Raw genomic sequence first — 25,862 nt, forward strand, 5'->3', positions numbered from 1 at the left:
GCTTGCCCGACCTGCCTCAAGGATAAGACGATCATGAGCAACCAGTCCTACGTCGCGCGGCGCGAAGCCGCCGTTTCCCGTGGCGTGTCCGCCGGTCTGCCGATCTATGTCGAGCGCGCCGAGAATTCGGAGCTGTGGGACATCGAGGGCAAGCGCTTCATCGATTTCGCCGGCGGCATCGCCGTGCTGAACACCGGCCATCGCCATCCCAAGGTGATGGCGGCGGTCAAGGCCCAGCTCGACCGCTTCACCCACACCTGTGCGATGGTCACGCCCTACGAGAGCTATGTCGAGCTGGCGGAGAAGCTGAACACGCTGGTCCCCGGCCCGACCCCGAAGAAGACCGCCTTCTTCACCAGCGGCGCCGAGGCGGTCGAGAATGCGGTGAAGATCGCCCGCGCCGCCACCGGCCGTCCCGGCGTCGTCGCCTTCTCCGGCGGCTTCCACGGCCGCACGCTGCTGACCATGGGCCTGACCGGCAAGGTCGTGCCCTACAAGGTCGGCTTCGGCCCGTTCCCGGCCGAGATCTTCCACGTTCCCTTCCCCAACCCCTACCGCGGCATCAGCGAGGCCGAGAGCCTGAAGGCGCTGGACAATCTGTTCAAGTCCGACGTCGATCCGGCCCGCGTCGCAGCGATCATCATCGAGCCGGTGCAGGGCGAGGGCGGCTTCAACATCGCCTCCCCGGCCTTCCTCCAGTCGCTGCGGGCCGTCTGCGACACCCACGGCATCGTCATGATCGTCGACGAGATCCAGACCGGCTTTGCCCGCACCGGCAAGCTGTTCGCGGTCGAGCATGCCGGGATCGAGCCCGACCTCGTGACCATGGCCAAGAGCCTGGCCGGCGGCTTCCCGCTGTCGGCGGTGACCGGCAAGGCGCATCTGATGGACGCGCCGGTTCCGGGCGGCCTCGGCGGCACCTATGGCGGCAACCCGCTTGCCACCAGCGCCGCGCTGGCGGTGATCGAGGCCATCGAGGAGGAGAAGCTGTGCGAGCGCGCCCAGGTGATCGGCGAGCGCATCGCCGACCGCTTCCGCGCGATGGGGCAGCGCAACAGCCTGCCGGTGGTCGGCGACGTCCGCAACCTGGGCGCCATGGTCGCCATGGAACTGGTGACCGACCGCGCGACCAAGGAGCCGGCGGCCGACCTGACCAAGGCGCTGGTCGCCAAGGCGGCGGAGAAGGGCCTGATCCTGCTGTCCTGCGGCACCTACGCCAACGTGATCCGCGTGCTGGTTCCGCTGACCGCCTCGGATGCCCTGATCGACGAAGGTCTGGACATCATCGAGCGTTCCCTGGAAGAACTGGTCTCGGCGTGATCATCCTCCCTCCCCCGCCCGGCGGGGGAGGGACAATAAAAGCAGGAGGAAGAGACCTTGGCCGGACCCTTGTCGCACATCCGGGTGCTGGAGCTGTCGCGCGTGCTGGCCGGGCCATGGTCGGCGCAGACGCTGGCCGATCTCGGCGCCGACGTGATCAAGGTGGAGCGGCCGGGGGCCGGCGACGACACCCGCGCCTGGGGGCCGCCCTGGGCCGGTGACCAGTCGGCCTATTTCCTGTCGACCAACCGCGGCAAGCGGTCGATCACCATCGACTTCGAGCGGCCGGAGGGGCAGGAGCTCGTCCGCCAGCTCGCCGCCCAGGCCGATGTCGTCATCGAGAACTTCAAGGTCGGCGGACTGGTCAAGTACGGGCTGGACTATGACAGCCTGAAGGCGGTCAACCCGCGGCTGGTCTATTGCTCGATCACCGGCTTCGGCCAGACCGGACCGTACCGCAACCGCGCCGGCTACGATTTCATGATCCAGGGCATGGGCGGGCTGATGAGCATCACCGGCCAGCCCGATTCCGAGCCGGGCGGCGGCCCGGTCAAGGTCGGCGTCGCGGTGACCGACATCTTCACCGGCCTCTACGCCACCATCGGCATCATGGGCGCGCTCGCCCATCGCGACCGCACCGGCGAGGGGCAGCAGGTCGACCTTGCCCTGCTCGACGTTCAGGTTGCGGTGCTGGCCAACCAGGCGATGAACTGCCTGGTCGGCGGCACGCCGCCGCAGCGCCTCGGCAACGCGCACCCGAACATCGTACCCTATCAGGCCTTCGCCACCCGCGACGGCCATATCATCCTGGCGGTCGGCAATGACGGCCAGTTCGCCAAGTTCTGCACCGTCGCCGGGCGACCGGAACTGGCGCGGGACGAGCGCTATGCCACCAACCCGGCCCGCGTCGCCAACCGCAAGGAGCTGGTGGCGCTGCTGGAGGAGCTGATCCGCGGCCGCGACAGCCATGACTGGCTGGGCGCGCTCGAGGCGGTCGGCGTGCCCTGCGGCCCGATCAACGACCTTGCCGCGGTCTTCGCCGACCCGCAGGTCCAGGCCCGCAACATCCGCCAGGACCTGCCGCACCCGACGCAGGGCAGCGTCCCCACGGTGGCCAGCCCGATCCGCTACAGCGCCACGCCGCTGGTCCACGACACCGCTCCGCCGACGCTGGGCCAGCACACCGGGACGGTCCTGGCCGAAGCTCTCGGCCTGGGCGAGGTGGACATCGCGGCGCTGCGGGACAGCGGTGTGATCTGAGGCGACGGAAGCGGACATCGTGAAAGGGGGGGCCGTCGCCATCGGCGGCCCACTCCCCTTGCGGTACGGAACGCTTCGGCGTCAGGCCCGGCGAACGCCACGCAGGAAGTCGTCAACCGCGGAACTGAGCGTCCTGGCTTCCCGCGAGAGTTCCCCGGCGGCGTCCAGCACCTGGCCTGCCATGCTGCCGCTCTGGCTGGCGGCATGCTGTACCTGTATGACGTTGACCGAGACCTCCTTGGTTCCGGAGGCGGCCTGCGTGACATTGCGTGAGATTTCCCCGGTGGCCGCGTTCTGCTCTTCGACGGCGGACGCGATGGCCGCGGTGATTCCACTCATCTGGGTGATGGTCGCCCCGATTCCCTTGATCGCCTCGACGGCGTCCGAGGTGACCGCCTGCATGCTGGCAATCTGAGCCGCGATCTCATCCGTCGCACGGGCGGTCTGGGTCGCCAGATTCTTCACCTCGGACGCCACCACGGCAAAGCCCTTGCCGGCATCTCCGGCCCGCGCGGCCTCGATGGTCGCATTCAGTGCCAGCAGGTTCGTTTGTCCGGCGATGCTCTGGATCAGCGTCACGACCTCGCCGATCTTCTGCGCGGCATTGGACAGGCCGGCAACGGTGTCGTTGGTTCGTGCCGCATTCTGGACCGCCTGCGTGGCGATCTGCGAAGAGGCGTTGACCTGTTTGGAGATCTCGACCAGCGACGCCGACATCTCCTCGGCGGCGGCGGCCACGGTCTGGACGTTGGCGGAGGTCTGCTCGGCGGCCGCCGCCGACGCGCCGGCCTGCCGGCTGGTTTGCTCGGCGGTTCCGACCATCGACGTTGCCACCGACTGCATCCTGGTCGACGCCGTCGCGACGCTCTCGACCACGGACTTGACGCTGGCTTCGAAGCTCTGGGCCAGCGCCGCCATGCTCGCCTTGCGTTCCGCTTCCGCCTTTGCCTTGTTTCCCTCCTGTTCGGCAGTCAAACGGGCATTCTCGATGGCGTTGTGCTTGAACACCTCGACGGCCTTTGCCATGGCACCGATTTCGTCCCGGCGGTCCTGTCCGTCGATCAGAACGCTGTTGTCACCGGCGGCCAGCCGTCCCATGACGGCGGTGATGCCGCGTATCGGTCCGGCGATGCCCCGCGACAGCAGGAGGCCGGCGCCGGCCGCGATGAGGATCTGGGCGGTACCGCCGACGAGGTTGACCGTGTAGGAGGCTGAAAATGCCTCGGCCTGGTCGGCGGCGCGCTTGACGAGCAGGTCTCGCTCCATCTTGTCGATCTCGGCGATCTTGGCGCGCAGCCCGTCCATCGATACCTTTCCCGCACCGGAAGCCTCCAGGGCGCGTGCCTGTTCGCGGCTTTCCGGCTTGGCCATCAGCGCGATCACTTTTTCGGCGACCGTTGTTCGCCACATCTGGGCGAACCGGTCCACTTCCGCCAAGCGGGCCTGCTGCACCGGATTGTCCGCAGTCCGTTGCTTTGCTTTCGCGAAGGCCTCGGCATAGGCACGCTGGCCGGTCCGGAACGGCTCGAGGAACTTGTCCTCGCCGGCAACCAGATAGCCACGGACACCGGTTTCCTGGTCCACCATGGACGCCATGATCTTGGAGACCTCTTCGAGAACCTCATATGTATGGGTGGTCCAGTCATTCGATCTCTCGATGAATGAGAGCTTAGAATAGCTGAAAAAGGAAACCATCACGGAGACGGCGACCAGGCATGCGAATGCTCCGCCAATTTTCTTTGCGATCGAAAGATTTTTGAGGCTGAACATGGTCTTCTTCACTCCCAATACGTTCTTATGTCCTCGAGGTCGGGAGCGGTGACTGGCTGGGGAAAACGCATGTACTTATGCCACTACACATTCTGTTTCCGCTCATACCTACCCCGGTATGTCTGTAGAGTATGAATGAGGTATTAAGGACATCTGTTCGTGCAATTAGGTGTTGCTCCTATTGATATCCTGCAAAGCGTTTGGTTCTCATCATTGACTAAGCTGGACTTTGCGCATTTACGCCGGGAAGCAGACGGCTTGGATCAGTCGGTTGAGGATAGGGTCCGGGGGTTTCGCGATCTCCGCGTGATGGGCTGATACTGGAAAAGTCATTTCACGCCAGAGTTGGAGGCGTACGGCGGCGATGGCATCACTGAAGGTTGGCTCGTCTTTACGGTACCACGGCGCGGCCCTCGGTGTGATCGCTGCCCCCGCGGAGATGTCGTTGGCCCAGAGCGTGACCAGCGAGAACAGCCCGAGCAGGGCCGGAGTGGTGCGCGCGATAGCTTGGTCCGACCATTGCCGTTGGGTCTCAACCCCCAGATGTCGACGAACTTCGGCGAAAGTCACTTCGACGGCCCAGCGCCGAACGAACCAGCGTAGCACATCGAGCGGATCGGCCTGGAGATCGGTGCACAGAAAGCCCTGCGGCTCGAAGGCGCCCTGCACATCGCGCACCAGCACCCATCGGATCGGGACCTGTTTGCCGGGATGATACCATATGGCCGTGCCGGTGCTGATCTCCAGTTGGCGTTCCCCACCGCCATACCAGCCGTTCACCCGAACGCGGCACCAGGATGTGCCTGTATCCTTCAGGCGTTGGACAAGCGAGGGCAACCGGGTGCCCGACACCCGAGGGCGTCCCTTCGTTCCCGGAATGCGTGGCGGGGCCGGTTCGAACAAGCGGGCATCCAGGCGCAAGCGCGTGACGACGGTGAGGTGGGCTCGTAGATCACTGAGCAACTCGATGGCTGCGTAGCTGCTGTCGGCGACGACGATCAGCGGGCGACCAGGCGCCCAGCGCCTGACCTGGAGCAGAAGCTGCCGTGCCCAATCGGTAAGCTTCTTATGCCGACGTCGGGTATCCTGGGCAAACCGCTCCGAAGGTGCCAAAGCGCTGAGAAACGGCAGGGCCCAGACCCGTCCGGCCCAGGGGATCGGCACCAGCAGCATGACCACCATCCAGCGCAGGCCGCTGGCCTTGACGAAGTGACCATGGCTGGAGCGCACTGGGTCTCGATAGATGCCGCGCGCCTTGATCTTGGGACCCCAGCGCCGCTCGATCGTCTCGTCGATGCCGATGACCACCGGGCCTTGCGGCACGAAGGCGGCGATCAGGAGCGTGAACAGATGCCGGGCGACAGCGAGGCTCGACCAGCGGTTCCGATTGAGAACGCGGTGGAAGTTGGCGAAGCTGCCGGTCTCGCGCTGTCCCATGATGCTCAACACGGCCGTCACGGTGCGTCGCCCAGGGGTGAGAAGCGCTCCGGCAACCAGCACCAGGACATGGCGCCAGGTCGGCCTAGTGAACAGCGCCGCAAAGGGCGCCATCCAGCGCTCAATGCTGTCTGGAACGGGAGACATGACAGGGCTCCGCTGGTTGGAACCCTTGGGTAAACCCGACTGGAACGGGAGGATCACGATGAGCGTGGACGCCATGCTCGAGCGGATCGAGCGCTTCAATCGCACCCGAGGCGGCGGCGTGATCGTACGCAAGGTCGCCCGCGGTTACACGCTCCTCAGCGGGCACAACGGTGCCCCCGTCGCGAGGTTTCGACCCACCGGTGACGGGGACAAAGTGAAGGTGCTCTGGTGGAACGGCGAAAGTTGGGGGGCGTCAGGCCCCTTCGGCGTCGCCACCATGCCGCTCGACAGAGCCCTCGACTACGTCGCCAATGACCCGGACTTCTGGATCAACGCCTGATCCCAGCATCGCGAAATTGGCCAAAGTCCAGCTAAGGTGCTGTTTTCAAAAAATAAATAACGAATTATCCGGAAGTCGGCGGTGGTGCTGCTTGACGAGCTCGATGCATTTGACGATGCATTCGCAAAAGAGCTGTGGACCGCTCCCCCTGGGTTCGGTCGGCCGGTTGGTACGGCGGCGTTCCTGTCTCCTCTGTGGCGGGCTCACGGAAAGACATCGAACGTTTGCGCAGATCATGCCCTCGCCGCCCCGGTGTCCGCCTGCATCGGTGCCAGCCATGGCGTATCGGCAACCGTCCTCGTCGCTCATTGCAGTCGGGTGGGGCTTGCGCCGGATCGGTATTCCCGCAATACCGTTTCCCGTACGAAACGGTGGCGGGCCGAAATCTGCCGTCCTTCACAAATCATGCACCCAATCGAACCCCGAGCCGCTTTCCCATGACCGCCGCACCCGCGACCGACACCCGCCTCGGCATCCTGATGATGCTGGGCGGGATGACGCTTTTCACGCTGAACGACGCGCTCGGCAAATGGTTGGTAGCCGACCATCCGGTCGCCATGCTGATCGCCGTGCGCAGCCTGTTCGGGCTGGCGGTGCTGGTGCCGATGATCCTGCGCGACGGCGTCGCCGCCGTCTTCGCCGTCCGCCGGCTACCGCTGCACATGCTGCGCGTGGTGTTGATGACCGTGGATGTCGCCTGCTTCTACTGGGCGGTCGGCTATCTGCCGCTGGCCGACGTCATGACCATCTACATGGCGGCGCCGCTGATCGTCACCGCGCTGTCGGTGCTGGTGCTGCGGGAAAGCGTCGGCTGGCGCCGGTGGGTGGCGGTGCTGGTCGGTTTCGTCGGCGTCGTGATCGTGCTCAACCCGACCGGCCGCTTCGACCTGTGGCCGTCGCTGGTGGCGCTGATCGGCGCCTTCATCTTCTCCTGCGGCGTGATCTCCACCCGCATGCTGCGCGAGTCGTCCAGCCTGACGCTGGTCGGCAACCAGATGGTCGGCGGCCTGCTGATCGGCGGGGCAGCTCTGCCCTGGTCCTGGGCGGCGCCGGATTGGCTGGGATTTCTCCTGCTTGGGCTGCTGGGCATCTCGGCCCTGGCCGGCCATGCCATGATGAACCGCTCGCTGCAGCTCAGCCCGGCCGCGGTGGTGGTGCCGTTCCAGTATGTCTCGATCCTGTGGGCGGTGATCCTCGACCTCGCGGTCTGGGGCACCGCGCCGACAATCCGCATGGGGATCGGCGCCGCCCTGATCATCGGCAGCGGCCTGTTCATCGTCTATCGCGAGCAGCGCCTGAAGCGCGGTGCTGTGGGCGAGGGCGTGGCGGAGGTGCCGTGAGCGGGCGTCCGATGCCGGCCTCCCCTCAGTCCGTGAAGAAGCGCGGCTCCAGTGCGATCGTCACCGGTTCCGCCGGGCGCCAGCCATAATCCCGGATGACGTCGTTGGACTCGATCGGCCTGCGGTCGTCCCGCAGCGACCAAGTGATGTGATAGGTGGAGCCGTCTGGTCGGTCGCTGGCGCCGTCGATGGCGACGATCAGCGCCTGCACCCCTTCGTCGTCGTCGACGGTGCCGATGACTTCGCCCTGGGTGGCGGCGGGCAGCGCCTCCTGCGGGCCGACGCCGAAGGCCAGCGTCACATGATCGGCGACCAGCCGCTCATAGCGGGGCGGGAACAGGGCAAGCAGACGGTCGCGCTCCTCCGCGGGCAATTGCCATCCGGTGTATCCCGATCCCATGACCCGATCCTCCGAGCCGCAAGGCGCCGACGCACTCACTGTCGGCCGCCATTCATGATCCCGTCCATGATCTTGTTCGCTTCGGCCGACCCGGCAATCAGTTCGATCATGCGGATGGCGGTGTAGCCGGTGCGCGGGTTGCCGCTTGCCGGGCCGGCGAGCGCCTGCCGGGCCTTCTCGGTCAGCGACGCGGTGGTCTTCCGAGTCATCGCCTGCAACTCGCCGCGCAGGCCGAGCGTATCGGCGATGGTCGTGCATTTGCGCAGGGCGCGTGCCTGGTTCTCCGCCTGGGCCAGCTGCGCCCGCCCGTCCTTGCCGCCGTCCAGCCCGTCCAGCGCCGCGACGATGCCGCTGTCGGCATCCTGCAGGACCTGATCCCTGACCATGCCGTGGACGGAGTTGCGGACCTGCTTCAGCCGCAGGTCGAACTCCCGGTTGCGGCTGTGCTCCATCGCCGCGCGGGTGGCGTCCAGGCTGGCGACGAGGCCGAGCGCGAGGTCGGCCACCGCCATGCGGTCGGTGCCGGCGCCGGGCGGGGTCTTCTGGAAAGCGCGCGAGCGCTCCTCCATCTGGGCGACCACCGTGCCGCTCAGCGCCATGAACAGGGCGGCGCGGTCGGCCGGCTTCTGGCCCAGATCCATGTCCCACAGCCCGCTCAGCAGCACCGACGGGTCGGTCAGGCGCGAGGCGGCGAGCAGGATGAAGATCTTCAGCGCGTCCGGCTTGGCGCGCGAGACGCGGCGGCCGATCGCCTGGATCGCCTCGACATGATCGGCATGCAGTTTCGGCACCGGCTTGGGCGTCAGCGCCGCCTTCAGCTCGGCCACCTCGGGCGCGATCGACAGGATGGTGGCGATGTCGGCCAGCGCACGCACCCGGTCGGGGTTCATCCGCAGCTCGAGCGCTTCGCTGTAGTGTCCGGCCACGGCACCGTCGGAGAGCCGTGTCGCGGCAGCGGCGCATTCAGCCCAGAACGCCTCGGTCAGCGCCTTGCGCTCCGTCCCGGCCTGCAGGGCGGGGGCATAGCCGCACAGCCGCTCCTTGCCTACCTGGGCCTCGACCAGCGGCCACAGGCTGTTCATCAGCGACCGTTCGATCACGCTCAGCGGCATCGGGTCGGCCTTCCCCAGCGCCTCGAACAGATCCTCGAACGGGTCGCAGAACAGGCGCTTCAGGGTCGGCCGGCGGCTCAGCCGCAGTTCGACCAGACGCGGGCGGATGACGGCGATGGTCCGCTGGATGTCGGGATGGTCGTTCATCTGCTCCAGCAGCCCGACCACCTGACGGAACTTGGCCTCGTCGATGTCCATCAGCCTGTCGCCCAGCGCAACCAGATCCCTCATCTCCATGGTCAGGCCGCCCTTCCCTTGATCGTCTCGATCCGCATGACGAGATCGACGTCCAACTGGCCGCTGCGCCAGTCGACATAGGCGCGCACCGACCGCCGCTGCGACGTTGTCAGCTTGTCGGCCAGCAGCGACTGGTCGGCGCGGCCCTCGTCCCTGGGCAGCAGCGGGATGACGCGGAAGATGTCGTGGACGGCCATGTCCTGGGTATAGCGGTCCTGGGTGAGGGCATCCGACCACAGCAGGATCAGGTATTCCCAGCCGTCGAGCAGCCAGGACAGCCGGCTGGACGCCTTGCGGATCTGGGGGCGCTTGGTCTCCCACTGGCGCAGCAGCGGTTCGAATGCGCCCATCGCCTGATCGAGCTGGCCCATCACGTTGCGGGCATGGTTGACCGTGTGTTCCGCCACCTCGGCGCAGAAGCCGCCGATGGGGGCCGCTTCCGACACGTTGTCCGTCGCCCAGTCGATCATGCTGTCGCGGAAGCCCTGCAGGTCGCGCATCAGCCGCCGCAGCCGCGCCGGCTTGGGCGAAGTCGCCAGCCCGATCGGCTCCATCAGCACCGCCAGCTCGGCGATGCGGCCATAGAGCTCGGTCGGCTCCAGCGCCATCCGCTGGGCGGCCTTCATCATCAGCCCGCGGGTCAGCTTCTGCCCGTCCGCCGAGGTCAGGCCGATCCGCAGGATCTCGGTCGATTCCAGCCCGACCGCCTTCAGCGCCTCGACGATCAACTGGTAGTTGATCAGCAGCCGCTGCTCCTCGTCGTCCTGCAGCGCCGCTTCCGCCGCCGCGACCGCACCGGCGCCCGCCAGACCGCAGCGCGCCGCCTCCAGCACCGCCTTGCGGATATCGTCGGGCGAGCAGCCGTCGGCCTTGGCGATCAGGTCGTGCAGCATGCGGTCGTGCACGGTCATCGGGAAGGCCAGCGGCAGCGATTTCCACGGCACCACGTAGACGCCGCGCCCTTCCGACAGGTTGGGAACCAGCACCTCAAGCAGGTCGCGGCTGTCCTTGCGCACCCGGGTCTGCGCCAGGACCGGCGTGGTGAAGGCCACCGCGGCGCCGCGTTCCTCGAAGGTGGAGGGGGCGAAATTGGTAAGGGATCGCATCTTGTCTGCGGCCGTGGATGGCAGTGAAGGTCGAAGCAGGCGGATCGACCGATTACGACGCGTGAAAGCTGAATTTTGCGTTAAATACAATATAGACCGTCAAGGGGATAGCACGTTCGGGTGGGTGTGGAGGTTCTCTCGCGGTAGCCCGCACTTCGGGCCTTCGCCGTTCCGCCCGCTGGCCCGTTGAGGATAGGGTTGCGCGGGGAGGGCCGGCAGGATGGCAGCGGTGTTCAAGTGGATCGGCTACGGCCTGCTGGGGCTGGCCGGTCTCGTCGTGATCGGGATCGGCGCATTCCTGTTGCTGTTCGACTGGAACGATGCCCGCGGCTTCATAGCCCGGCGCGCCGCGGCCACCCTGAACCGCGAGGTCGCCATCGACGGCGATCTGCGCGTGCATATCGGCAACCCGATCCGCATCCATGTGGAAGGGCTGCGCGTCGCCAATGCCGAATGGGCCGAGGACAAGGACATGGTGGCGATCCAGGCGCTGGACGCCACGCTGCGGCCCTGGCCGATCCTGCGCGGCGACTGGGAACTGCCGGAACTGACGTTCCAGGCGCCCCGGCTGATCCTGGAGAAGAACGGCAAGGGCGAGGCCAACTGGAATTTCGGCCCGCCCACTGCGGGCAAGGAGATCGCGAAGGAGGCCGCCACTCCCGACAAGCGCGGCGACCTTCCGGTGATCGGGCGGCTGTCGATCGCCGACGGCAGACTCCGCTACCGTGATCCCACCAGCGACATCGACATCGACAACAGCATCAGCACCGCGACCGGTGACAACGACACCGACACGGTGAAGCTGGACGGCAAGGGCGATTTCGCCGGCAAGGCCTTCACCCTGGCGGTGGAGGGCGGGTCGCTGCTGTCCCTGCGCGACGACCGGACGCCCTATCCGATCCGGATCGACGCCGCCGTCGGCAAGACCCGGGGCCGGATCGAGGGATCGGTGGCCGAGCCGGTGAAGCTGGAAGGCATCGACCTGTCGGTGTCGCTCAGCGGCGACGATCTGGCGGAGATCTTTCCCATCCTCGGCATCCCGACGCCCAAGACGCGTCCCTATTCCATCTCCGGCCACCTGTCGCGCGAGGGAGGGCTGTGGGCCTTCCACGGGATGAACGGCAAGGTCGGCGAAAGCGACCTTGCCGGTGACGTGTCGGTGGACACCAACCGCGAGCAGCCTCTGGTGAAGGCCGAGCTGACCTCCGACCGGCTGGCGGCACAGGATCTGGTCGGCCTGATCGGGGCCTCTCCCCGCGGCAGCGGCGACTATCCCACCCGGGCGCGCGGCCGTGTCATCCCGGCCACGCCGGTCAACGTGGAAATTCTGCGCAACGCCGACATGGAGGTCCGCCTGCGCGGCAAGCATGTGGAGGCGCCCTTCACCCCGCTGGAGGATCTCGATCTGACGATCCGGCTGACCGGCGGCGACCTGCATTTCGACCCGCTGTCGTTGGGGATCGGCGGCGGGCGGATCACCGGCGCGGTGCAGGTGGACGGCAGCCGCGAGGTGCCGGCACTGCGCACGAACCTCGACATCCGCGCCATGAAGCTGTCGGCCTTCTTCAGCGAGACCTCGCTCGCCGGCCAGATCGGCGGCACGGTGGCCGGGCGCATCCAACTGGCCGGCAGCGGCGGCACGGTGGCCGACCTGCTGGCGGGTTCCGACGGCAAGATCGGCATGTCGGTGGACGGCGGCCGCATCACGTCCCTCGCGGTCAAGGGGCTCAAGACCAACATCCTGGAGACGCTGGGCGTCGTCCTCACCGGGTCGCGGCCGATGCCCTTCAACTGCCTGGTCGCCAACCTTTCGGTGGAGAAGGGCATCGCCCGGGCCGAGGCGCTGGTGCTCGACACGCCGGAAACGCTGGTCACCGGCAAGGGCACCGTCAGCCTGCGCAACGAGGCGCTGGACCTGCGCATCGTCGGCGACTCGAAGGAAGCGCAGATCTTCGCCACCCATGTCCCGGTGCTGGTGCGCGGCACGCTGGGCAACCCGGATATCGGCATCGACCCCACCGAGTCGGCCGCCCGCGGCGCCGCGGCGGTGGCGCTGGGCGTTCTGCTGACGCCGCTTGCCGGCGTGCTGCCGTTCCTTGACCCGGGCAGCGATGAGCAGCCACAGTGTGGCCGGCTGGTGCGGGACGCCCGCTCGCCCGACAATGGCGCAAACAGGGGCGCGCCCGCGTCCGGCAAGTCGGGAGATGGCCGCGAGGGGGGCCGCGAGGGGGGGAAGGCGTCCGGCTCGGCGCGCTGACCGTCCCTGGCTCCTCCGGGGCTCGGCCGGCGTCCCGTCATATCCCGGTCCAGGCCCTCGATCTCCGTCAGGAAGGACTCCGCGCCACTCTATGACCATCGAACAGATGTTTTCGTTCGGCATCATCGGCGCGGTGATCGCGCTGCTGATCTGGGACCGGCTGCGCTACGACCTCGTCGGAATGCTGGCCCTGCTGGCGTCGGTGGCCGCCGGCATCCTCCCCGCCAAGGATGCCTTCCACGGCTTCTCCGATGACATCGTCATCATCGTCGGGTCCGCCCTGGTGGTCAGCGCCGCCGTCGGCCGCTCCGGCGTGGTGGAGGCGGCGATGCGGCCGCTGGCAGCGCGGATGACCACCGTGTGGGCGCAGGTGGTGATCCTGGCCGGGGCGGTGACCCTGCTGTCGGCCATCGTCAAGAACATCGGCGCGCTGGCGATCTTCATGCCGATCGCCCTCCAGGTCGCGCGCCGGACCGGCACGCCGGTGTCGATGCTGCTGATGCCGATGGCCTTCGGGTCGCTGCTCGGCGGGCTGATGACGCTGGTCGGCACCTCGCCCAACATCATCGTCTCGCGCGTGCGGGCCGAGATGACCGGCGAGCCCTTCCACATGTTCGACTTCACTCCGGTCGGGCTGGTGATCGCGGTGGTCGGCGTTGCCTTCCTGGCGGTGGGCTACCGGCTGCTGCCGAAGGGGCGGGCGTCGGCCGCCGGGCCGGCCTTCAACATCGACGACTACACTGCGGAGGCGCGGCTGCCCGCCGGCTCCCAGTTCGTCGGTCGCACGGTGGCGGAACTGGAGAAGTTCGGCGAGGGCGAGGTGACGCTCGCCGCCATCGTGCGGGAGAATTACCGGCGCTACGTTCCCTCCGGCCACTGGGTGCTGTTCGCCGATGACATCCTGGTGCTGGAGGGCGATACCACGGCGCTGGCCGACGTGGTCAAGCGCGCCGGCCTGCGCATGATGCACGACAAGGACCTGGAGGGGGTCGAGAACGAGGACGACATCGCCGTGGTCGAGGCGGTGGTGGAACAGCGCTCCGCCCTGACCGGGCACAGCATCGAGGAGATGAGCCTGCGCGAGCGGTACGGCGCCAATCTGCTGGCGCTCAGCCGGCGTGGCCGGCCGATCCGCCAGCGGCTGCGCCGGGTCCGCCTGCAGCCGGGCGACCTCGTGGTGCTGCAATGCCGGCAGGCCGCCATGTCGGACACGCTGGCCGAGCTGGGATGCCTGCCGCTGGCCGGGCGCGACCTCGCCATCGGCCGCACGCCCAAGCGAGCGGTCGCGGTCGCCGTGCTGGCGCTGACGGTGGTGCTGGTCGCCACCGGCACGTTGCCGGTCGCCATCGCCTTCTTCGGCGCGGCGGTGGCGATGACCGCCTTCAAGGTGATCACCCTGCGCGAGGCCTATGATGCCGTGGAATGGCCGATCCTGGTGCTGCTGGGCTCCCTGATCCCGGTCAGCGAGACCCTGCGCACCACCGGCGGGACCGAGCTGATCGCCGGCTTCCTGTCCGGGGCGGCGCAGAGCCTGCCCCCCATCGGGGCGCTGGGCCTGATCATGGTGGCGGCGATGGCGGTGACGCCCTTCCTCAACAACGCGGCGACCGTGCTGGTGATGGCGCCCATCGGCGCCAGTCTCGCCACCCATCTGGGGCTGCGGCCCGACGCCTTCCTGATGGCGGTGGCGGTGGGGGCCGGCTGCGATTTCCTCACCCCCATCGGCCACCAGTGCAACACGCTGGTGATGGGGCCGGGCGGCTACCGGTTCGGCGATTACTGGCGGCTCGGCCTGCCGCTGTCGATCATGGTGGTGGTGCTGGGCACCGCGGCCATCGCGCTGTTCTGGCCGCTGGTGCCGCGCTGACCGGGCTTCGCAGGGCGGGGCGCGTCGCCGGGCGGGACGGGGATTGCGGCCTCACGGTTTTGTGTAGCGCGCGACCGGTTCCGTCCACCGCCGGACTGGTGTAGGCTTCCCTCTGGCAAGAGCCGGGCGGGAGGCGGAGATGTCGGTGTGGCGCCGCTATCTGGTGAAGGACGTGACCGGACGACTCGTCGACCTGCCGAGCCGCCTGTTCGACAGTGCCGATGACGGCACCGCCCCCTTGCCGCATTTCGCCGGACGCTGCGTCGAGCTGGTGGCCGCGGTGATCGTCGGCGACCGTGTCTCCCACGGCCGCGTGACCGAGTTGGCCTTCACCAAGCTGTATTTCGACCAGCTCGGCTATGTCGACGCCGCCAAGCGTGAGCGGATGATCCGCCTGATGCTGGAAAGCTGCGCCGACCGCCGCTGCGGTTCGCACCGGCAGGATTCGCATCGGCAGGGCGACTGCTCCCGGCTGGCCCACCGTGCCGGTGCCGCCCGCGACCAGCTCAGCCGTGAATTCGGCTGGGAACCCAAGCCCGACGAACGCGACGCGGCGCTGAGCCGCCTCGACCCCGCCCGCCTGCGCGCTGCGCATCGGGAACCTGCCCAGACGCTTCACTGACGGGCGCCGTGGGGGAGGGGGCCTTTTCGATCGGCCGCCCCCGGCCCATATGCAGGCCATTCCCAGCTTGGAGCCTTGCGAACCGTCGATGAGCCGTCCCGATCCCGCCCAGACGCTGTCTTTCGCGCGCGTGCGCCAGTTGGCACTGATCGGCGCCGGATGCACCATCATGCTGCTCGGCGTGCTGATCGCACCGCTTCCGGGGCCCGGCGGCCTGCCGGTGCTGCTGTTGGGCGGCGTGCTGGTGTTGCGCAATTCCGCCGACGCCCGCCGCCTGTTCGTGCGGGGCAAGCGGCGTTATCCCCGCATCTTCAGTCCGGTGGAACGCATCCGCGTGAAGCTGCGCGACCGACGGTTGCGCAAGATGAACCGCGGCTGAGCGGAAGCCTGCCGGACGGCTTTCCAGGCAGCCTTCCCCAAGACCCCGGGTCAGCCCTGCGGAAGCGGATGCTGGACAGCGCCGCCCCGCTGCCTCCATCTTGTGCGTCCGTTCGCATGAGGAGGCATACCGGTGAAGTCCGGCAACGCGCTGCTGTCCAGCTACGGCACCACAATCTTCGAGGTCATGTCCCGCCTGTCGGAGGAGCATGGCGCGATCAATCTTGGCCAGGGGTTCCCCGACGACCGCGGGCCGGCCGACGTGCTGCAGACCGCGGCCGATGCGCTGCTGACCGGCTGGAACCAGTACCCGTCGATGATGGGCACCCCCGACCTGCGGCAGGCGCTGGCGGGCCATGCCCGCCGCTTCTACGGGCTCGAAATCGACTGGAAGACCGAGACCATGGTCACCTCCGGCGCGACCGAGGCACTGACCGCCTGCCTGCTCGGTCTGATCAATCCGGGCGACGAGGTGGTGCTGTTCCAGCCCATGTATGACAGCTACCTGCCGATCGTCCGGCTGGCCGGCGGCGTGCCGCGCTTCGTCTCGCTGAAGGCGCCGGACTGGAGCTTCAGCCGCGCCGACCTGGAGGCCGCCTTCTCGCCCCGCACCAAGCTGGTGCTGATCAACGATCCGCTGAACCCCGCCGCCAAGGTCTTCGGCCGCGAGGAGTTGGAGCTGATCGCCGAGTATGTGCAGCGCTTCGATGCGCTGGCCGTCTGCGACGAGGTGTACGAACACCTCGTGTTCGACGGTCGCCGCCATATCCCGCTGATGACGCTGCCGGGCATGCGCGACCGCTGCCTGAAGATCGGTTCCGCCGGCAAGACCTTCTCACTGACCGGCTGGAAGGTCGGTTACGTCACCGCCCCGCCGCACCTGTTGCAGCCGGTGGCCAAGGCCCACCAGTTCCTCACCTTCACCACCCCGCCCAACCTCCAGGCCGCCGTCGCCTACGGGCTCGGCAAGGAGGAGGGGTATTTCACCGCCCTGGCCGACGGGCTGCAGGCCAAGCGCGACCGGCTGTCGGCCGGACTGCGCTCCGCCGGGTTCGACGTGCTGCCGGGGGCCGGCACCTATTTCGTCGTCGCCGACATCTCCCGCTTCGGCTTCGACGGTGACGATCAGGCCTTCTGCCGCTGGCTGGTGGCGGAGGCGAAGGTCGCGGCCATCCCTGTCAGCGCCTTTTTCGTGGAAAACGCGCCGACCACCGTCGTTCGCTTCTGCTTCTCCAAGAAGGACGAAGTGCTCGACGAGGCCATCGCCCGTCTGCACAAGCGTTTCGCCACCCGATAGGCGCGGACAACATGAAATGTTCTCGATGGTGATTATCGAGAATTTTGACAAGTTTTAACCGATTGATGCGATGATCGGTCTGCCTCCGTCGATCACTCGCCCACAGCAGTAGAGCGGCCGGGGCGATGGAACGGCGGAGCGCACGGCATGCCACGTCTCCCGGCCTTTCGGTTCCCATCCTTCCGGAACGGCGTCCTGGCGGGCGCCGCCCTGGCGCTTGCCGGGGTGTGGGGTGGCTATGCCGTGCTGGCCTCCTCCATGCTGGACAACCAGACCCGCGAAGCCGTCGCCAATGCAGAGGCGACGGTCCGCGCCTATGAAAGCAGCACCAGCCGCACCCTGCACGACGTCGACATGACGCTGCGCTTCTTTGCGGAGCGCTATGCGGAAGGCGGCCTGCCCAGGGCCCGCCGCATCATCGACGACGGGCTGTACGATGCCGCCCTGATCCATCATTTCAGCATCTTCGCTCCCGATGGCGCCCAGATTTTCCGCAGCGAGGGCACCGGTCCGCCCGACAGGCTCGACGGGACCGACGCCCTTGCCTATCACCGGGACGAGGGACGGGCGCTGATGAAGGTCGGGCCACCCCAGGGCGCGTCGTCGGCCACCGGCCATCCCCTGCTGCGGCTTTCCCGCCGGCTGGAGGATTCGGAGGGCGAATTCGCCGGGATCGCGGTCGCCAACCTCGATCCGGACCGGTTGTCCGGCTTCTACCGGCAGGCCGATGTCGGCCGCCACGGCGTGGTGACGCTGGTCGGGCTCGACCGCATCATCCGCGCCCGCGGTGCCAAGGACGGGCGCGACGCCGTCGGGCTGGCCGTCCCGGATTCGGCGCTGTGGGCGGCGGCCCGGCGGTCGCTGACCGGGGTCTATTGGCAGGACAGCGCCGTCGACGGCATCCGCCGCGTCATTGCCTATCGCCCGGTCGAAGGCTACCCGCTGATCCTGACGGCCGGCATCGCCGCGGTGGACATCGCCGAGGCGGTCGCCGGCTTCCGCCGCCAGATGCGGATCATCGCCGGGCTGCTCAGCGTGTCGGTGCTGCTGGTCGCCGGCTTTCTGCTGGTCCAGCACCGCAATTCCGAACGGCTGGCCGTCGCGCTGGCGGTCAACCGCGATTTCCTGGCCCGCGTCAGCCACGAGCTGCGCACCCCGCTGAACGCCATCCTCGGCTTTTCCGAGATCATCGGGGACCAGATGTTCGGCCCCGACGCCGGTCCGCGCTATGCCGATTATGCCCGCGACATCCACGCCTCGGGCCGGCATCTGCTGACGCTGATCGACGACATCCTCGACCTGTCGCGCCTCCAGGCCGGCAAATTCGCCCTGCACATGGAGGATGTCGATCCCGTCGCCGCCGCCGAATGGGCGGTCCGCATCGTCACCCCCCAGGCGGAGCAGAAGAACATCCGGCTGGAGATCAACCGCCCGCCGACTCCGGCCGTCCTGCGCGCCGACGAACGGGCGCTCAAGCAGATGCTGCTGAACTTGCTCGGCAACGCGCTCAAATTCACCCAGGAGAACGGGCGGGTCAGCATCTCGATCGGGCGGGGCGTCCATGGCCGCTGCATCCTGCGGGTGACCGACAACGGCATCGGCATGACGGCGGAGGAATTGCGGCAGGCATCCGTTCCCTTCGGCCAGGCGTCGGCCCTCACCACCCATCCGGGGCGCGGCACCGGGCTGGGCCTGCCGATCGTCAAGTCGCTGATCGAGGCCCATGGCGGACATCTGCGCATCGACAGCCGTCCCGGACAGGGCAGCCAGGTGACGCTGGAATTCACCGGCTGACGCTTCTCCGTACCCGCCGGCGACCCGGTGCGGACGATCTGCCGGCGGGCGCCGCAAAGCCATGGCGAAACCCCGGCCGCTTGGGCATACTCCGCGCCGGTTTTGTCCAGGTCCGAGCCGACGCCAGGGCTGTCCCCGGTCATGCGGTTTCGGATCCACCGGGGAATTGGGGCCTGTCTCGAATGTTGCGTGCGCTGGCGCGTGTCTGTGCCGTTCTCGTCGCGTGCTCCGGCACGTTCGTCGTCACCCGGACGCTGGCCGCCGATCCGCCGGCCGAACCAGTCCCCTTCGGCGTCGCGAGCGTCGAGGTGGTGGCGGAGCGTGATACCCCCCAGGCATGTTTCACCTTCACCGACCGGCTGGAGCGCTCGCGCGCAGTGAACTACCGCGACTATGTCACGGTGGAGCCGGCGGTGGACGGTGCCGCCATCGCCCGCGACCGCACGCTGTGCGTGGAGGGGCTGCGCCATGGCGAGACTTTCCGGGTCACGCTGAAGGACGGTCTGCCCGGCGCCGAAGGCAAACGGCTGCCGGCCGCCGACACCCGCGAGGTGCAGGTGCCCAACCGCAAGCCGTCGCTGGCCTTCCGCGGCGCCGGCTATATCCTGCCGCGCGTCGGGGCGGAGGGGCTGCCGCTGCGCTCGATCAACCTCGACCGTGCGAAGCTGCAGGTGCTGCGCATCGTCGACCGGGCGCTGGTCGAGAAGATCTATTTCGGCCGCATCACCCAGCAGATGACCGACTACGACATCGGCGAGATCCTGGACAAGGCGGGGCAGGAGGTGTGGCGCGGCGAGATGGGCATCGGCAACCAGCCCAACCGCACCGTCACCACGGCCTTCCCCATCGACGCCGTGCTGGGCCGGTTGGATCCCGGCGTCTATGTCGCCGTCGCCGGCGCGGACGAGATCAAGCCGGGCGGCTGGGACCGCAAGGCGACCCAGTGGTTCGTCGTCTCCGACCTCGGGCTGAACACCATCCTCGGCGAGGATTCGCTGGTGGTCTTCGCCCGCTCGGTCCAGACCGCGGCGCCCGCCGCCGGCGTCGACCTGCGTCTGGTCGCCCGCAACGGCGCCGAGCTGGGGCGCCTGCAGACCGGGGCGGACGGGCTCGGCCGCTTCGACCTCGCGGCATTGCGCGCCGCCGGGACCGAACCGGCGCAGGCGCTGTTCGCCGCGCGCGGCGATGGCGACTTCGCCGTACTCGACCTGACTGCCGGCGGAGCCCCGTCGGCCGAGTCGCCGGACAAGCCGGCCCCCATCCGTCCGGTCAGCGGCGGTCCCGACGCCTATCTCTACACCGAGCGCGGCATCTACCGGCCGGGCGAGACGGTCCAGCTGACCGCCCTGCTGCGCGACGCCGACCTCAACCCGCCGCCGGCCGGCAAGGCGCTGACCCTGCGCATCCTGCGCCCCGACGGCTTCGAGGTGGAACGGCGGACGGTCGCCGACAGCGGGGCCGGCGGCTACGCCACCCGCATCGACCTGCCGATGAACGCCTATCCCGGCAACTGGCTCGTCACCGCCCATGCCGAACCGGACGGTCCCGCCATTGGCAAGGTCGAGTTCCTGCTGGAGGATTTCGTGCCGCCGCGGCTGGATCTGGCGCTCGCCTCCGCGACGACGGAGCTGGCGGCGGACGGCGAGGCGGACATCGGCCTCGACAGCCATTATCTTTACGGTGCGCCGGCCGCCGGCCTGCCGGGCGAGCTGACGGTGACGCTGCGCACCGCCGCCAACCCCTATCCCACGTTGCCGGGCTATCATTTCGGACTGGTGCAGGAGGAGGTGAAGCCGGCCCGCGCCGACCTGCCGGGCTTCATCACCGACCAGAACGGATCGGCCCGGCTGAAGGTCAAGCTGCCGCGCCCGCCCGACAGCACCCGTCCGCTGGAGGCGGTGGTGCGCGCTACCCTGTTCGACATCGGCGGCCGCCCGGTCGGCCGCGATTTCGTCCTGCCGGTGCGCCACCAGCCCTTTGCGATCGGCATCAAGCCGCGCTTCGAGGGCGACGGCGTGCCGGAGGGGGCGACCGCCGGCTTCGACGTCGTCGCCGTCGGACCGGACGGCAAGCCGGCCGACCGCGCCGACCTCTCCTACGAGCTGTTCGAGGAGGAGTACGACTATGCCTGGTACGAGGCGAACGGCCGCTGGGACTACAAGGTCACGGTGAAGGACCGCCGCGTCACCGGCGGCACCCTGTCGGTCCAGGCCGCCGGCCCGGCCGCGGTCGAGGCACCGGTCGCCGCCGGCCGCTACCGGCTGGAGGTCTTCGATCCCAAGACCGGCGTCGCCAGCAGCCTGCGCTTCGCCGCCGGCTGGTGGATGACCCCGACCGCCGGCGAACGGCCGGACGCGGTCGACGTGTCGGTGATGATGCCGGCCTACCGTGCCGGGGAAAGCGCCTGGATCTTCGTCAAGCCGCCCTACGACAGCCAGGTGCTGGTCGCGGTCGCCGACCGCGGCGTCACCTTTGCCGTCACCCGCGCCATCGGCCCGCAGGGCGCCTTCCTGGAAATCCCGGTCGGCCAGGGCTGGACCAGCGGCGCCCATGTCCTGGCGACCGCCTTCGCCACCTCCGACCCGCAGTCGAAGACGCCGCCGCGCCGCGCCGTCGGCCTGTCCTGGCTGGCGATGGACAAGGCGCCGCGCACGCTGGACGTCCGCCTGTCCACCCCGGCGGAGGTCGAGCCGCGCCGCGCCATGACCGCCGACGTGACGGTGGAGGGCGTGGCCGAGGGCAAGCCCGCCTTCGTCACGCTGGCCGCCGTCGACGAATCGGTGATGCAGCTGACCGACCAGCCCTCGCCCGATCCGGCGCGCCATTATCTGGGCAAGCGACCGCTGACCGTCGAGATGCGCGATTCCTACGGCCGCCTGATCGATCCGGCCAGCCTGGACGCCGCCCGCCCGCCGGCCCAGCCGGCACCGCGGCTGCGACAGGTCTCCGGCCCGGTCCCTCCCAAGTCGGAACGGGTGGTGTCGCTCTATTCCGGCATCCTGACGGTGGGCGCCGACGGCAAGGTCGCGGTGCCCTTCGAGCTGCCCGACTTCCAGGGCCGCCTGCGCCTGATGGCGGTGGCCTGGAGCGAGGAACGGACCGGACGCGCCGAGAGCCAGCTGCTGGTCCGCGACCCGGTGGTCGCCGACGCGGTGCTGCCGCGCTTCCTTGCGCCCGGCGACTCGGCGCAGGTGCTGTTGTCGCTCGACAACCTCAACGGCCCGTCGGGCGACTACCGCATGACGCTCGGCGCGGAAGGGGCGGTGTCGATCCTGCAAGGCGGGGAGGATGCCGGGATCGACGTGCCGAAGCTGGCGCGCGGCAAGCGGGCCGCCGCCGGCCGGGTACTGACCGCCACCGCCATCGGCGCCGGGCATGTCACGCTGGACGTCACCGGACCGGATGGCCTGCGCGTCACCCGGCGCTGGGACGTCACCGTCCGTCCGTCCTCGCCGGCGGTATCGCGCCACAGCGTCGCCGCCCTGCCCACCGACAAGGGGCTGGCGATTCCCGCCGACATCGCCGCCGGCCTGCGTCCGGAGACCGTTGCCATCGGCGCCACAGTCTCGACCCTGCCCGACCTCGACGTGCCGGGACTGCTGTTCGCGCTCGACCGCGCCACACTGGGCGGGGCGGAGCAGACGGCCAGCCGCATCCTGCCGCTGCTGTCGATGAGCGACCTCGCCGCCGGCCTCGGCATCGCGCCGGAGGACCGCATCAAGGCGCGGGTCCAGCGCGGCATCGACCGGCTGCTGACCTTCCAGCGGTCCGACGGTGCCTTCGCGGCGTGGTCGCCGAAGGGCGACCTCGATCCCTGGCTGACCGCCTACGCCATCGATGTGCTGGGCCGGGCGAAGGCCGCGGGCTACCGCATTCCGGACCAGCCCTACCGCAAGGGGCTGGACTGGCTGAAGCAGGCCATCGACAATGCCTGGGTGGAGACCGCCGACCTGCCGGGCCGCGCCTATGCCCTCCATGTGCTGGCGCGGGCGAAGATGATCGACGCCGGTGCGGTCCGCTATTTCCGCGAGAATTACTGGGACCGCCTGCCGACCGACTTCAGCCGGGCGCAGATCGCCGCCGCCATGGCCGTGCTCGGCGACCAGCCGGGGGCGGCCGAGGCGTTCGCCAAGCTGACTGGTGCCCGCATGGTGACCGCCGGCCTGCGCGACCAGGGCTCCTCCCTGCGCGACGAGGCCGGCGTGGTCGCGCTGATGGCCGAGAGCGGGGCGGTGGACCGCGACCGCATCTTCCAGGCGGGCGAGCGCGTGGCGAAGACCTTCGCCGCCGTCCGCACCACCAACCCGCAGGAACAGGCGTGGCTGCTGCTGGCCGCCAAGGCGCTGGCCGACCGGGCCGCGCCGATGAAGCTCGCCATCGCCGACCAGACGGTGGAGAACGCCAAGCCGCAATTCCTGCGCATCGACCCTGCCGCCCCGCCGGCAATCCGCAACCTTGGCGGTGAGGTTCGCCAGACCCTGTCGGTGGCCGGGGTTCCCGACCAGCCGATTGGGCCGGAAGAGCAGGGGATGACCATCCGCCGCCGCCTGTTCGACATGGCCGGCCGGCCGGTCGACCCTGCCGGGGTGCGTCACAACGACCTGCTGGTGGTGATCCTGGAGGGCGAGGTCGGCGACCCGCTCGACCATTCGGTGCTGGTCAGCGATCCGCTGCCGGCCGGCTTCGAGATCGAGAATGTCCGGCTCGCCAACAGCGGCCAGCTCGGCAAGCTGTCCTGGCTGGGCGAATTGTCGGCGGTGCGCAACGTCGAGTTCCGCGACGACCGTTTCGTCGCCGCCGTCGATCTGCCGAAGTCGGCGCCCCGCTTCCGTCTGGTCTATCTTGTCCGCGCGGTCACTCCAGGCGACTTCGCGGACCCGGGTGCCCAGGTGCAGGATCTGCAACGCCCGCACCTGTCCGCCCGAACCGGGGTGTCGCGGCTGCGCGTGTTGCCGGAGTGAGGTGAATGGGCGGGGCGGACAGCCGGCCCGCCTATAGCCTCCCTACAGCCTGCCTACAGATAGCTCTGCTCCCTCCGGTGCTCCTCGCGCCGGCGGGCGAGCAGGGTCAGCGCGGCCACCACGACCGCGAAGCACAAGGTCAGCAGAACGTAGAAGGCCAGTGCCAGGCCGACCGTCATGGTGCCGACCAGCACCATGGCCAGTATCCAGACGCCCAGCGATACGATGGCGCGCGCCGACATGGGTTGTCTCCTATACCCTGTCCTGATCCGTCCGAATTCCGGAAGTCCGGAAAACCACCCGGAAATTCCGCCGCGGCCTTGTCCGGCCGTCTGTCCGTCGCCGTGCCCGCTCCCCATCTTCAAAGTCCGGGTGATTGCCGGGCGCACGCGTCTACCGCAAAGCCTGCCATAGCCTCCGGGTGGGCCGGGGCGTGGCATCCTGTCACTGCGCGGGCGCGCCGCACCCGTCCGGATCCCGGCGGAAGGGCGGATAAAATGATTTGCTTGGTCAACGAGTCTGTTGACAGCGCGCGGCATCGACCTTACCTTTACGTAAACGTCAGGGATCTGGAACGGAAGGACGCGGCGTGGAGCGGAGTTCGATCGGCATCGGCGCGATGGAGCGGACGGAGGAGGGGGGTGCGGCGGCCGGCTGCGCGCCCATGTCCATGTCCCGGCTCGCCATCGGCGAACTGGCCGGGGAATTCGGTCTGACCCACCGCACCATCCGCCATTACGAGGATGAGGGGCTGCTGGCGCCGGAGCGGGTCGGCAACGCCCGCGTCTACGGCCACCGCGACCGTGCCCGGCTGGCGCTGATCTGCCGGGGCAAACGGCTGGGTTTCAGCCTCGCCGAGATCAAGGATTTCCTGAACCTCTACGACACCGACGACGCCCAGGTCGAACAGATGCGCTACATGCGCAGCCTTGCGCGCCGCCGGATTTCCGCCCTCGAACAGCAGCTTGCCGACGTTCAGCAGACGCTGGCGGAGCTGTGCGTCATCGACACCCAGATCTCCGAGCATCTTCGCCGCAACGGCATCACGGAGACGCAGGACATGGAGGAGAAGCACTCATGAAGTCGGTCGTCATCGCCGGTTACGCCCGTTCGCCCTTCGCCTTCGCCCACAAGGGCGAACTGACCAAGGTCCGTCCCGACGATCTGCTGGCCCGCATCATCGCGGCGCTGGTCGAGCGCACCGGCCTGAAGACCGACGATATCGAGGACGTCATCGTCGGCTGCTCCTTCCCCGAGGGCGAGCAGGGGCTGAACGTCGCCCGCACCATCGCCTTCCTGGCCGGGCTGCCGCAGACCGCGGCGGCCACCACGGTCAACCGCTATTGCGGCTCGTCCATGCAGTCGATCCACCAGGCGGCGGGCGCCATCCAGATGGGGGCCGGCGAGGTCTTCGTCTGCGGCGGCATCGAATCGATGACCCGCGTGCCGATCATGGGCTTCAACCCGATGCCGAACCCGGCGCTGAAGGCCTCCTATCCGGAAGCCTATTGCTCGATGGGCGTCACCGCCGAGAATGTCGCCCGCAAATACGCCATCTCCCGCGCCGAGCAGGAGGCGCTGGCCGTCGCCTCCCACGCCAAGGCCGCCGAGGCGCAGACTTCCGGCCGTCTGGCCGACGAGATCGTCGGCATCGAGACCCCGGCCGGTCTGGTCGACAAGGACGGCTGTATCCGTCCCGGCACCAGCGCTGACAGCCTGTCCGGCCTGAAGCCGGCCTTCACCGCCGACGGCACGGTCACCGCCGGCACCTCCTCGCCGCTGACCGACGGCGCCGCCGCCGTGCTGGTGACGACCGAGGAGTATGCCCGCGCCAACGGCCTGCCGATCCTGGCGAAGATCCGCTCGGTCGCCGTCGCCGGCTGCGCGCCCGACCTGATGGGGCTGGGGCCGGTCCCGGCGACCCGCAAGGCGCTGGCCCGCGCCGGTCTGTCGATCGCCGACATCGACATCATCGAGATCAACGAGGCCTTCTCGTCCCAGGCCATCGCCTGCATGCGCGACCTCGACATCGACCCGTCCCGCATCAACCCGGATGGCGGCGCGCTGGCGCTCGGTCACCCGCTGGGCGCCACCGGCGCCCGCATCACCGGCAAGGCCGCGGCCCTGCTGAAGCGCGAGGGCAAGCAGTTCGCGCTGGCGACCCAGTGCATCGGCGGCGGCCAGGGCATCGCCACCATCCTGGAAGCGGTCTGACGA

At 68.7% G+C, this 25,862-nt stretch carries 19 protein-coding genes; 13 read left to right on the forward strand and 6 right to left on the reverse strand.

Annotated elements, in window-relative coordinates; all coding sequences use genetic code 11:
- The first annotated feature begins 33 nt into the window (after nucleotides 1-33).
- Together gabT and AL072_RS15350 are read left to right on the forward strand one after the other, a co-directional pair.
- A complete protein-coding gene (gene gabT / locus AL072_RS15345) occupies nucleotides 34-1,320 on the forward strand; it encodes a 4-aminobutyrate--2-oxoglutarate transaminase (RefSeq protein ID WP_045586206.1) in 1,287 nt (428 codons plus the stop codon).
- Between the two features lie 57 nt (nucleotides 1,321-1,377).
- Complete coding sequence (locus tag AL072_RS15350) at nucleotides 1,378-2,580, forward strand: CaiB/BaiF CoA transferase family protein (RefSeq protein ID WP_045586207.1); 1,203 nt, start codon at nucleotides 1,378-1,380, stop codon at nucleotides 2,578-2,580.
- A gap of 81 nt (nucleotides 2,581-2,661) precedes the next feature.
- Here the strand turns inward: AL072_RS15350 and AL072_RS15355 are convergent, their stop codons facing one another.
- Together AL072_RS15355 and AL072_RS15360 are read right to left on the reverse strand one after the other, a co-directional pair.
- Entirely contained in the window at nucleotides 2,662-4,362 is a 1,701-nt protein-coding gene (locus tag AL072_RS15355; RefSeq protein WP_342669610.1) for a methyl-accepting chemotaxis protein, read from the reverse strand.
- A 225-nt stretch (nucleotides 4,363-4,587) separates the two neighbouring features.
- Entirely contained in the window at nucleotides 4,588-5,934 is a 1,347-nt protein-coding gene (locus tag AL072_RS15360) for an IS701 family transposase (RefSeq protein ID WP_045582059.1), read from the reverse strand.
- Between the two features lie 58 nt (nucleotides 5,935-5,992).
- Here AL072_RS15360 and AL072_RS35320 point away from each other — a divergent pair, with 58 nt between their 5' ends.
- The gene (locus AL072_RS35320) at nucleotides 5,993-6,274 is read left to right on the forward strand and encodes a hypothetical protein (RefSeq protein WP_045580520.1); all 282 of its coding nucleotides are present in this window, start codon (nucleotides 5,993-5,995) and stop codon (nucleotides 6,272-6,274) included.
- A 437-nt stretch (nucleotides 6,275-6,711) separates the two neighbouring features.
- Nucleotides 6,712-7,614 (forward strand): DMT family transporter, encoded by a 903-nt coding sequence (locus AL072_RS15370; RefSeq protein WP_045586209.1) that lies wholly within the window; start codon nucleotides 6,712-6,714, stop codon nucleotides 7,612-7,614.
- Between the two features lie 25 nt (nucleotides 7,615-7,639).
- Here the strand turns inward: AL072_RS15370 and AL072_RS15375 are convergent, their stop codons facing one another.
- Genes AL072_RS15375 through AL072_RS15385 form a run of 3 tightly spaced genes read right to left on the reverse strand, consistent with a single transcriptional unit; the run spans nucleotide 7,640 to nucleotide 10,469 of the window.
- Nucleotides 7,640-8,014: a hypothetical protein gene (locus AL072_RS15375; RefSeq protein WP_045586210.1), complete on the reverse strand. Its 375-nt coding sequence runs from the start codon at nucleotides 8,012-8,014 to the stop codon at nucleotides 7,640-7,642.
- Nucleotides 8,015-8,049: 35 nt separating this feature from the next.
- The gene (locus AL072_RS15380) at nucleotides 8,050-9,363 is read right to left on the reverse strand and encodes a hypothetical protein (RefSeq protein WP_045586211.1); all 1,314 of its coding nucleotides are present in this window, start codon (nucleotides 9,361-9,363) and stop codon (nucleotides 8,050-8,052) included.
- Nucleotides 9,364-9,365: 2 nt separating this feature from the next.
- Complete coding sequence (locus AL072_RS15385) at nucleotides 9,366-10,469, reverse strand: hypothetical protein (RefSeq protein ID WP_045586212.1); 1,104 nt, start codon at nucleotides 10,467-10,469, stop codon at nucleotides 9,366-9,368.
- A gap of 220 nt (nucleotides 10,470-10,689) precedes the next feature.
- Here AL072_RS15385 and AL072_RS15390 point away from each other — a divergent pair, with 220 nt between their 5' ends.
- From AL072_RS15390 to AL072_RS15420, 7 genes are all read left to right on the forward strand, one after another.
- Nucleotides 10,690-12,726, forward strand: coding sequence for an AsmA family protein (locus AL072_RS15390; RefSeq protein WP_045586213.1), 2,037 nt, complete (start codon nucleotides 10,690-10,692; stop codon nucleotides 12,724-12,726).
- Between the two features lie 91 nt (nucleotides 12,727-12,817).
- Entirely contained in the window at nucleotides 12,818-14,593 is a 1,776-nt protein-coding gene (locus AL072_RS15395) for an SLC13 family permease (RefSeq protein WP_045586214.1), read from the forward strand.
- A 139-nt stretch (nucleotides 14,594-14,732) separates the two neighbouring features.
- A complete protein-coding gene (locus AL072_RS15400; RefSeq protein ID WP_045586215.1) occupies nucleotides 14,733-15,215 on the forward strand; it encodes a hypothetical protein in 483 nt (160 codons plus the stop codon).
- Between the two features lie 88 nt (nucleotides 15,216-15,303).
- Nucleotides 15,304-15,594: a hypothetical protein gene (locus AL072_RS15405; RefSeq protein ID WP_052710493.1), complete on the forward strand. Its 291-nt coding sequence runs from the start codon at nucleotides 15,304-15,306 to the stop codon at nucleotides 15,592-15,594.
- Between the two features lie 132 nt (nucleotides 15,595-15,726).
- Complete coding sequence (locus AL072_RS15410; protein ID WP_045586216.1) at nucleotides 15,727-16,890, forward strand: aminotransferase; 1,164 nt, start codon at nucleotides 15,727-15,729, stop codon at nucleotides 16,888-16,890.
- 147 nt (nucleotides 16,891-17,037) lie between these two features.
- Nucleotides 17,038-18,684, forward strand: a complete 1,647-nt coding sequence (locus AL072_RS15415; protein WP_045586217.1) for a sensor histidine kinase — start codon at nucleotides 17,038-17,040, stop codon at nucleotides 18,682-18,684.
- Nucleotides 18,685-18,866: 182 nt separating this feature from the next.
- Complete coding sequence (locus AL072_RS15420) at nucleotides 18,867-23,645, forward strand: alpha-2-macroglobulin family protein (RefSeq protein WP_045586218.1); 4,779 nt, start codon at nucleotides 18,867-18,869, stop codon at nucleotides 23,643-23,645.
- Nucleotides 23,646-23,698: 53 nt separating this feature from the next.
- On the opposite strand, the gene AL072_RS15425 is transcribed toward AL072_RS15420, so the two are convergent.
- Nucleotides 23,699-23,887: a hypothetical protein gene (locus AL072_RS15425; RefSeq protein ID WP_045586219.1), complete on the reverse strand. Its 189-nt coding sequence runs from the start codon at nucleotides 23,885-23,887 to the stop codon at nucleotides 23,699-23,701.
- Between the two features lie 422 nt (nucleotides 23,888-24,309).
- Here AL072_RS15425 and AL072_RS15430 point away from each other — a divergent pair, with 422 nt between their 5' ends.
- Both AL072_RS15430 and AL072_RS15435 read left to right on the forward strand, forming a co-directional pair.
- Nucleotides 24,310-24,726: a MerR family transcriptional regulator gene (locus AL072_RS15430; protein ID WP_045586296.1), complete on the forward strand. Its 417-nt coding sequence runs from the start codon at nucleotides 24,310-24,312 to the stop codon at nucleotides 24,724-24,726.
- Nucleotides 24,723-25,859: a thiolase family protein gene (locus AL072_RS15435; RefSeq protein ID WP_045586220.1), complete on the forward strand. Its 1,137-nt coding sequence runs from the start codon at nucleotides 24,723-24,725 to the stop codon at nucleotides 25,857-25,859. The genes AL072_RS15430 and AL072_RS15435 overlap by 4 nt, the downstream gene beginning before the upstream one ends.
- Nucleotides 25,860-25,862 lie beyond the last annotated feature (3 nt).

This window comes from Azospirillum thiophilum, from assembly GCF_001305595.1.
Taxonomy (GTDB): Bacteria; Pseudomonadota; Alphaproteobacteria; order Azospirillales; family Azospirillaceae; genus Azospirillum; species Azospirillum thiophilum.

Bases quoted from the DNA above. Each gene is read 5' to 3' on its own strand.
- gabT (WP_045586206.1), top strand. From the start codon at position 34: ATGAGCAACCAGTCCTACGTCGCGCGGCGCGAAGCCGCCGTTTCCCGT.
- AL072_RS15360 (WP_045582059.1), bottom strand. From the start codon at position 5,934: ATGTCTCCCGTTCCAGACAGCATTGAGCGCTGGATGGCGCCCTTTGCG.
- AL072_RS35320 (WP_045580520.1), top strand. From the start codon at position 5,993: ATGAGCGTGGACGCCATGCTCGAGCGGATCGAGCGCTTCAATCGCACC.
- AL072_RS15370 (WP_045586209.1), top strand. From the start codon at position 6,712: ATGACCGCCGCACCCGCGACCGACACCCGCCTCGGCATCCTGATGATG.
- AL072_RS15375 (WP_045586210.1), bottom strand. From the start codon at position 8,014: ATGGGATCGGGATACACCGGATGGCAATTGCCCGCGGAGGAGCGCGAC.
- AL072_RS15380 (WP_045586211.1), bottom strand. From the start codon at position 9,363: ATGGAGATGAGGGATCTGGTTGCGCTGGGCGACAGGCTGATGGACATC.
- AL072_RS15385 (WP_045586212.1), bottom strand. From the start codon at position 10,469: ATGCGATCCCTTACCAATTTCGCCCCCTCCACCTTCGAGGAACGCGGC.
- AL072_RS15390 (WP_045586213.1), top strand. From the start codon at position 10,690: ATGGCAGCGGTGTTCAAGTGGATCGGCTACGGCCTGCTGGGGCTGGCC.
- AL072_RS15395 (WP_045586214.1), top strand. From the start codon at position 12,818: ATGACCATCGAACAGATGTTTTCGTTCGGCATCATCGGCGCGGTGATC.
- AL072_RS15400 (WP_045586215.1), top strand. From the start codon at position 14,733: ATGTCGGTGTGGCGCCGCTATCTGGTGAAGGACGTGACCGGACGACTC.
- AL072_RS15405 (WP_052710493.1), top strand. From the start codon at position 15,304: ATGAGCCGTCCCGATCCCGCCCAGACGCTGTCTTTCGCGCGCGTGCGC.
- AL072_RS15415 (WP_045586217.1), top strand. From the start codon at position 17,038: ATGCCACGTCTCCCGGCCTTTCGGTTCCCATCCTTCCGGAACGGCGTC.
- AL072_RS15420 (WP_045586218.1), top strand. From the start codon at position 18,867: ATGTTGCGTGCGCTGGCGCGTGTCTGTGCCGTTCTCGTCGCGTGCTCC.
- AL072_RS15425 (WP_045586219.1), bottom strand. From the start codon at position 23,887: ATGTCGGCGCGCGCCATCGTATCGCTGGGCGTCTGGATACTGGCCATG.
- AL072_RS15430 (WP_045586296.1), top strand. From the start codon at position 24,310: ATGTCCATGTCCCGGCTCGCCATCGGCGAACTGGCCGGGGAATTCGGT.
- AL072_RS15435 (WP_045586220.1), top strand. From the start codon at position 24,723: ATGAAGTCGGTCGTCATCGCCGGTTACGCCCGTTCGCCCTTCGCCTTC.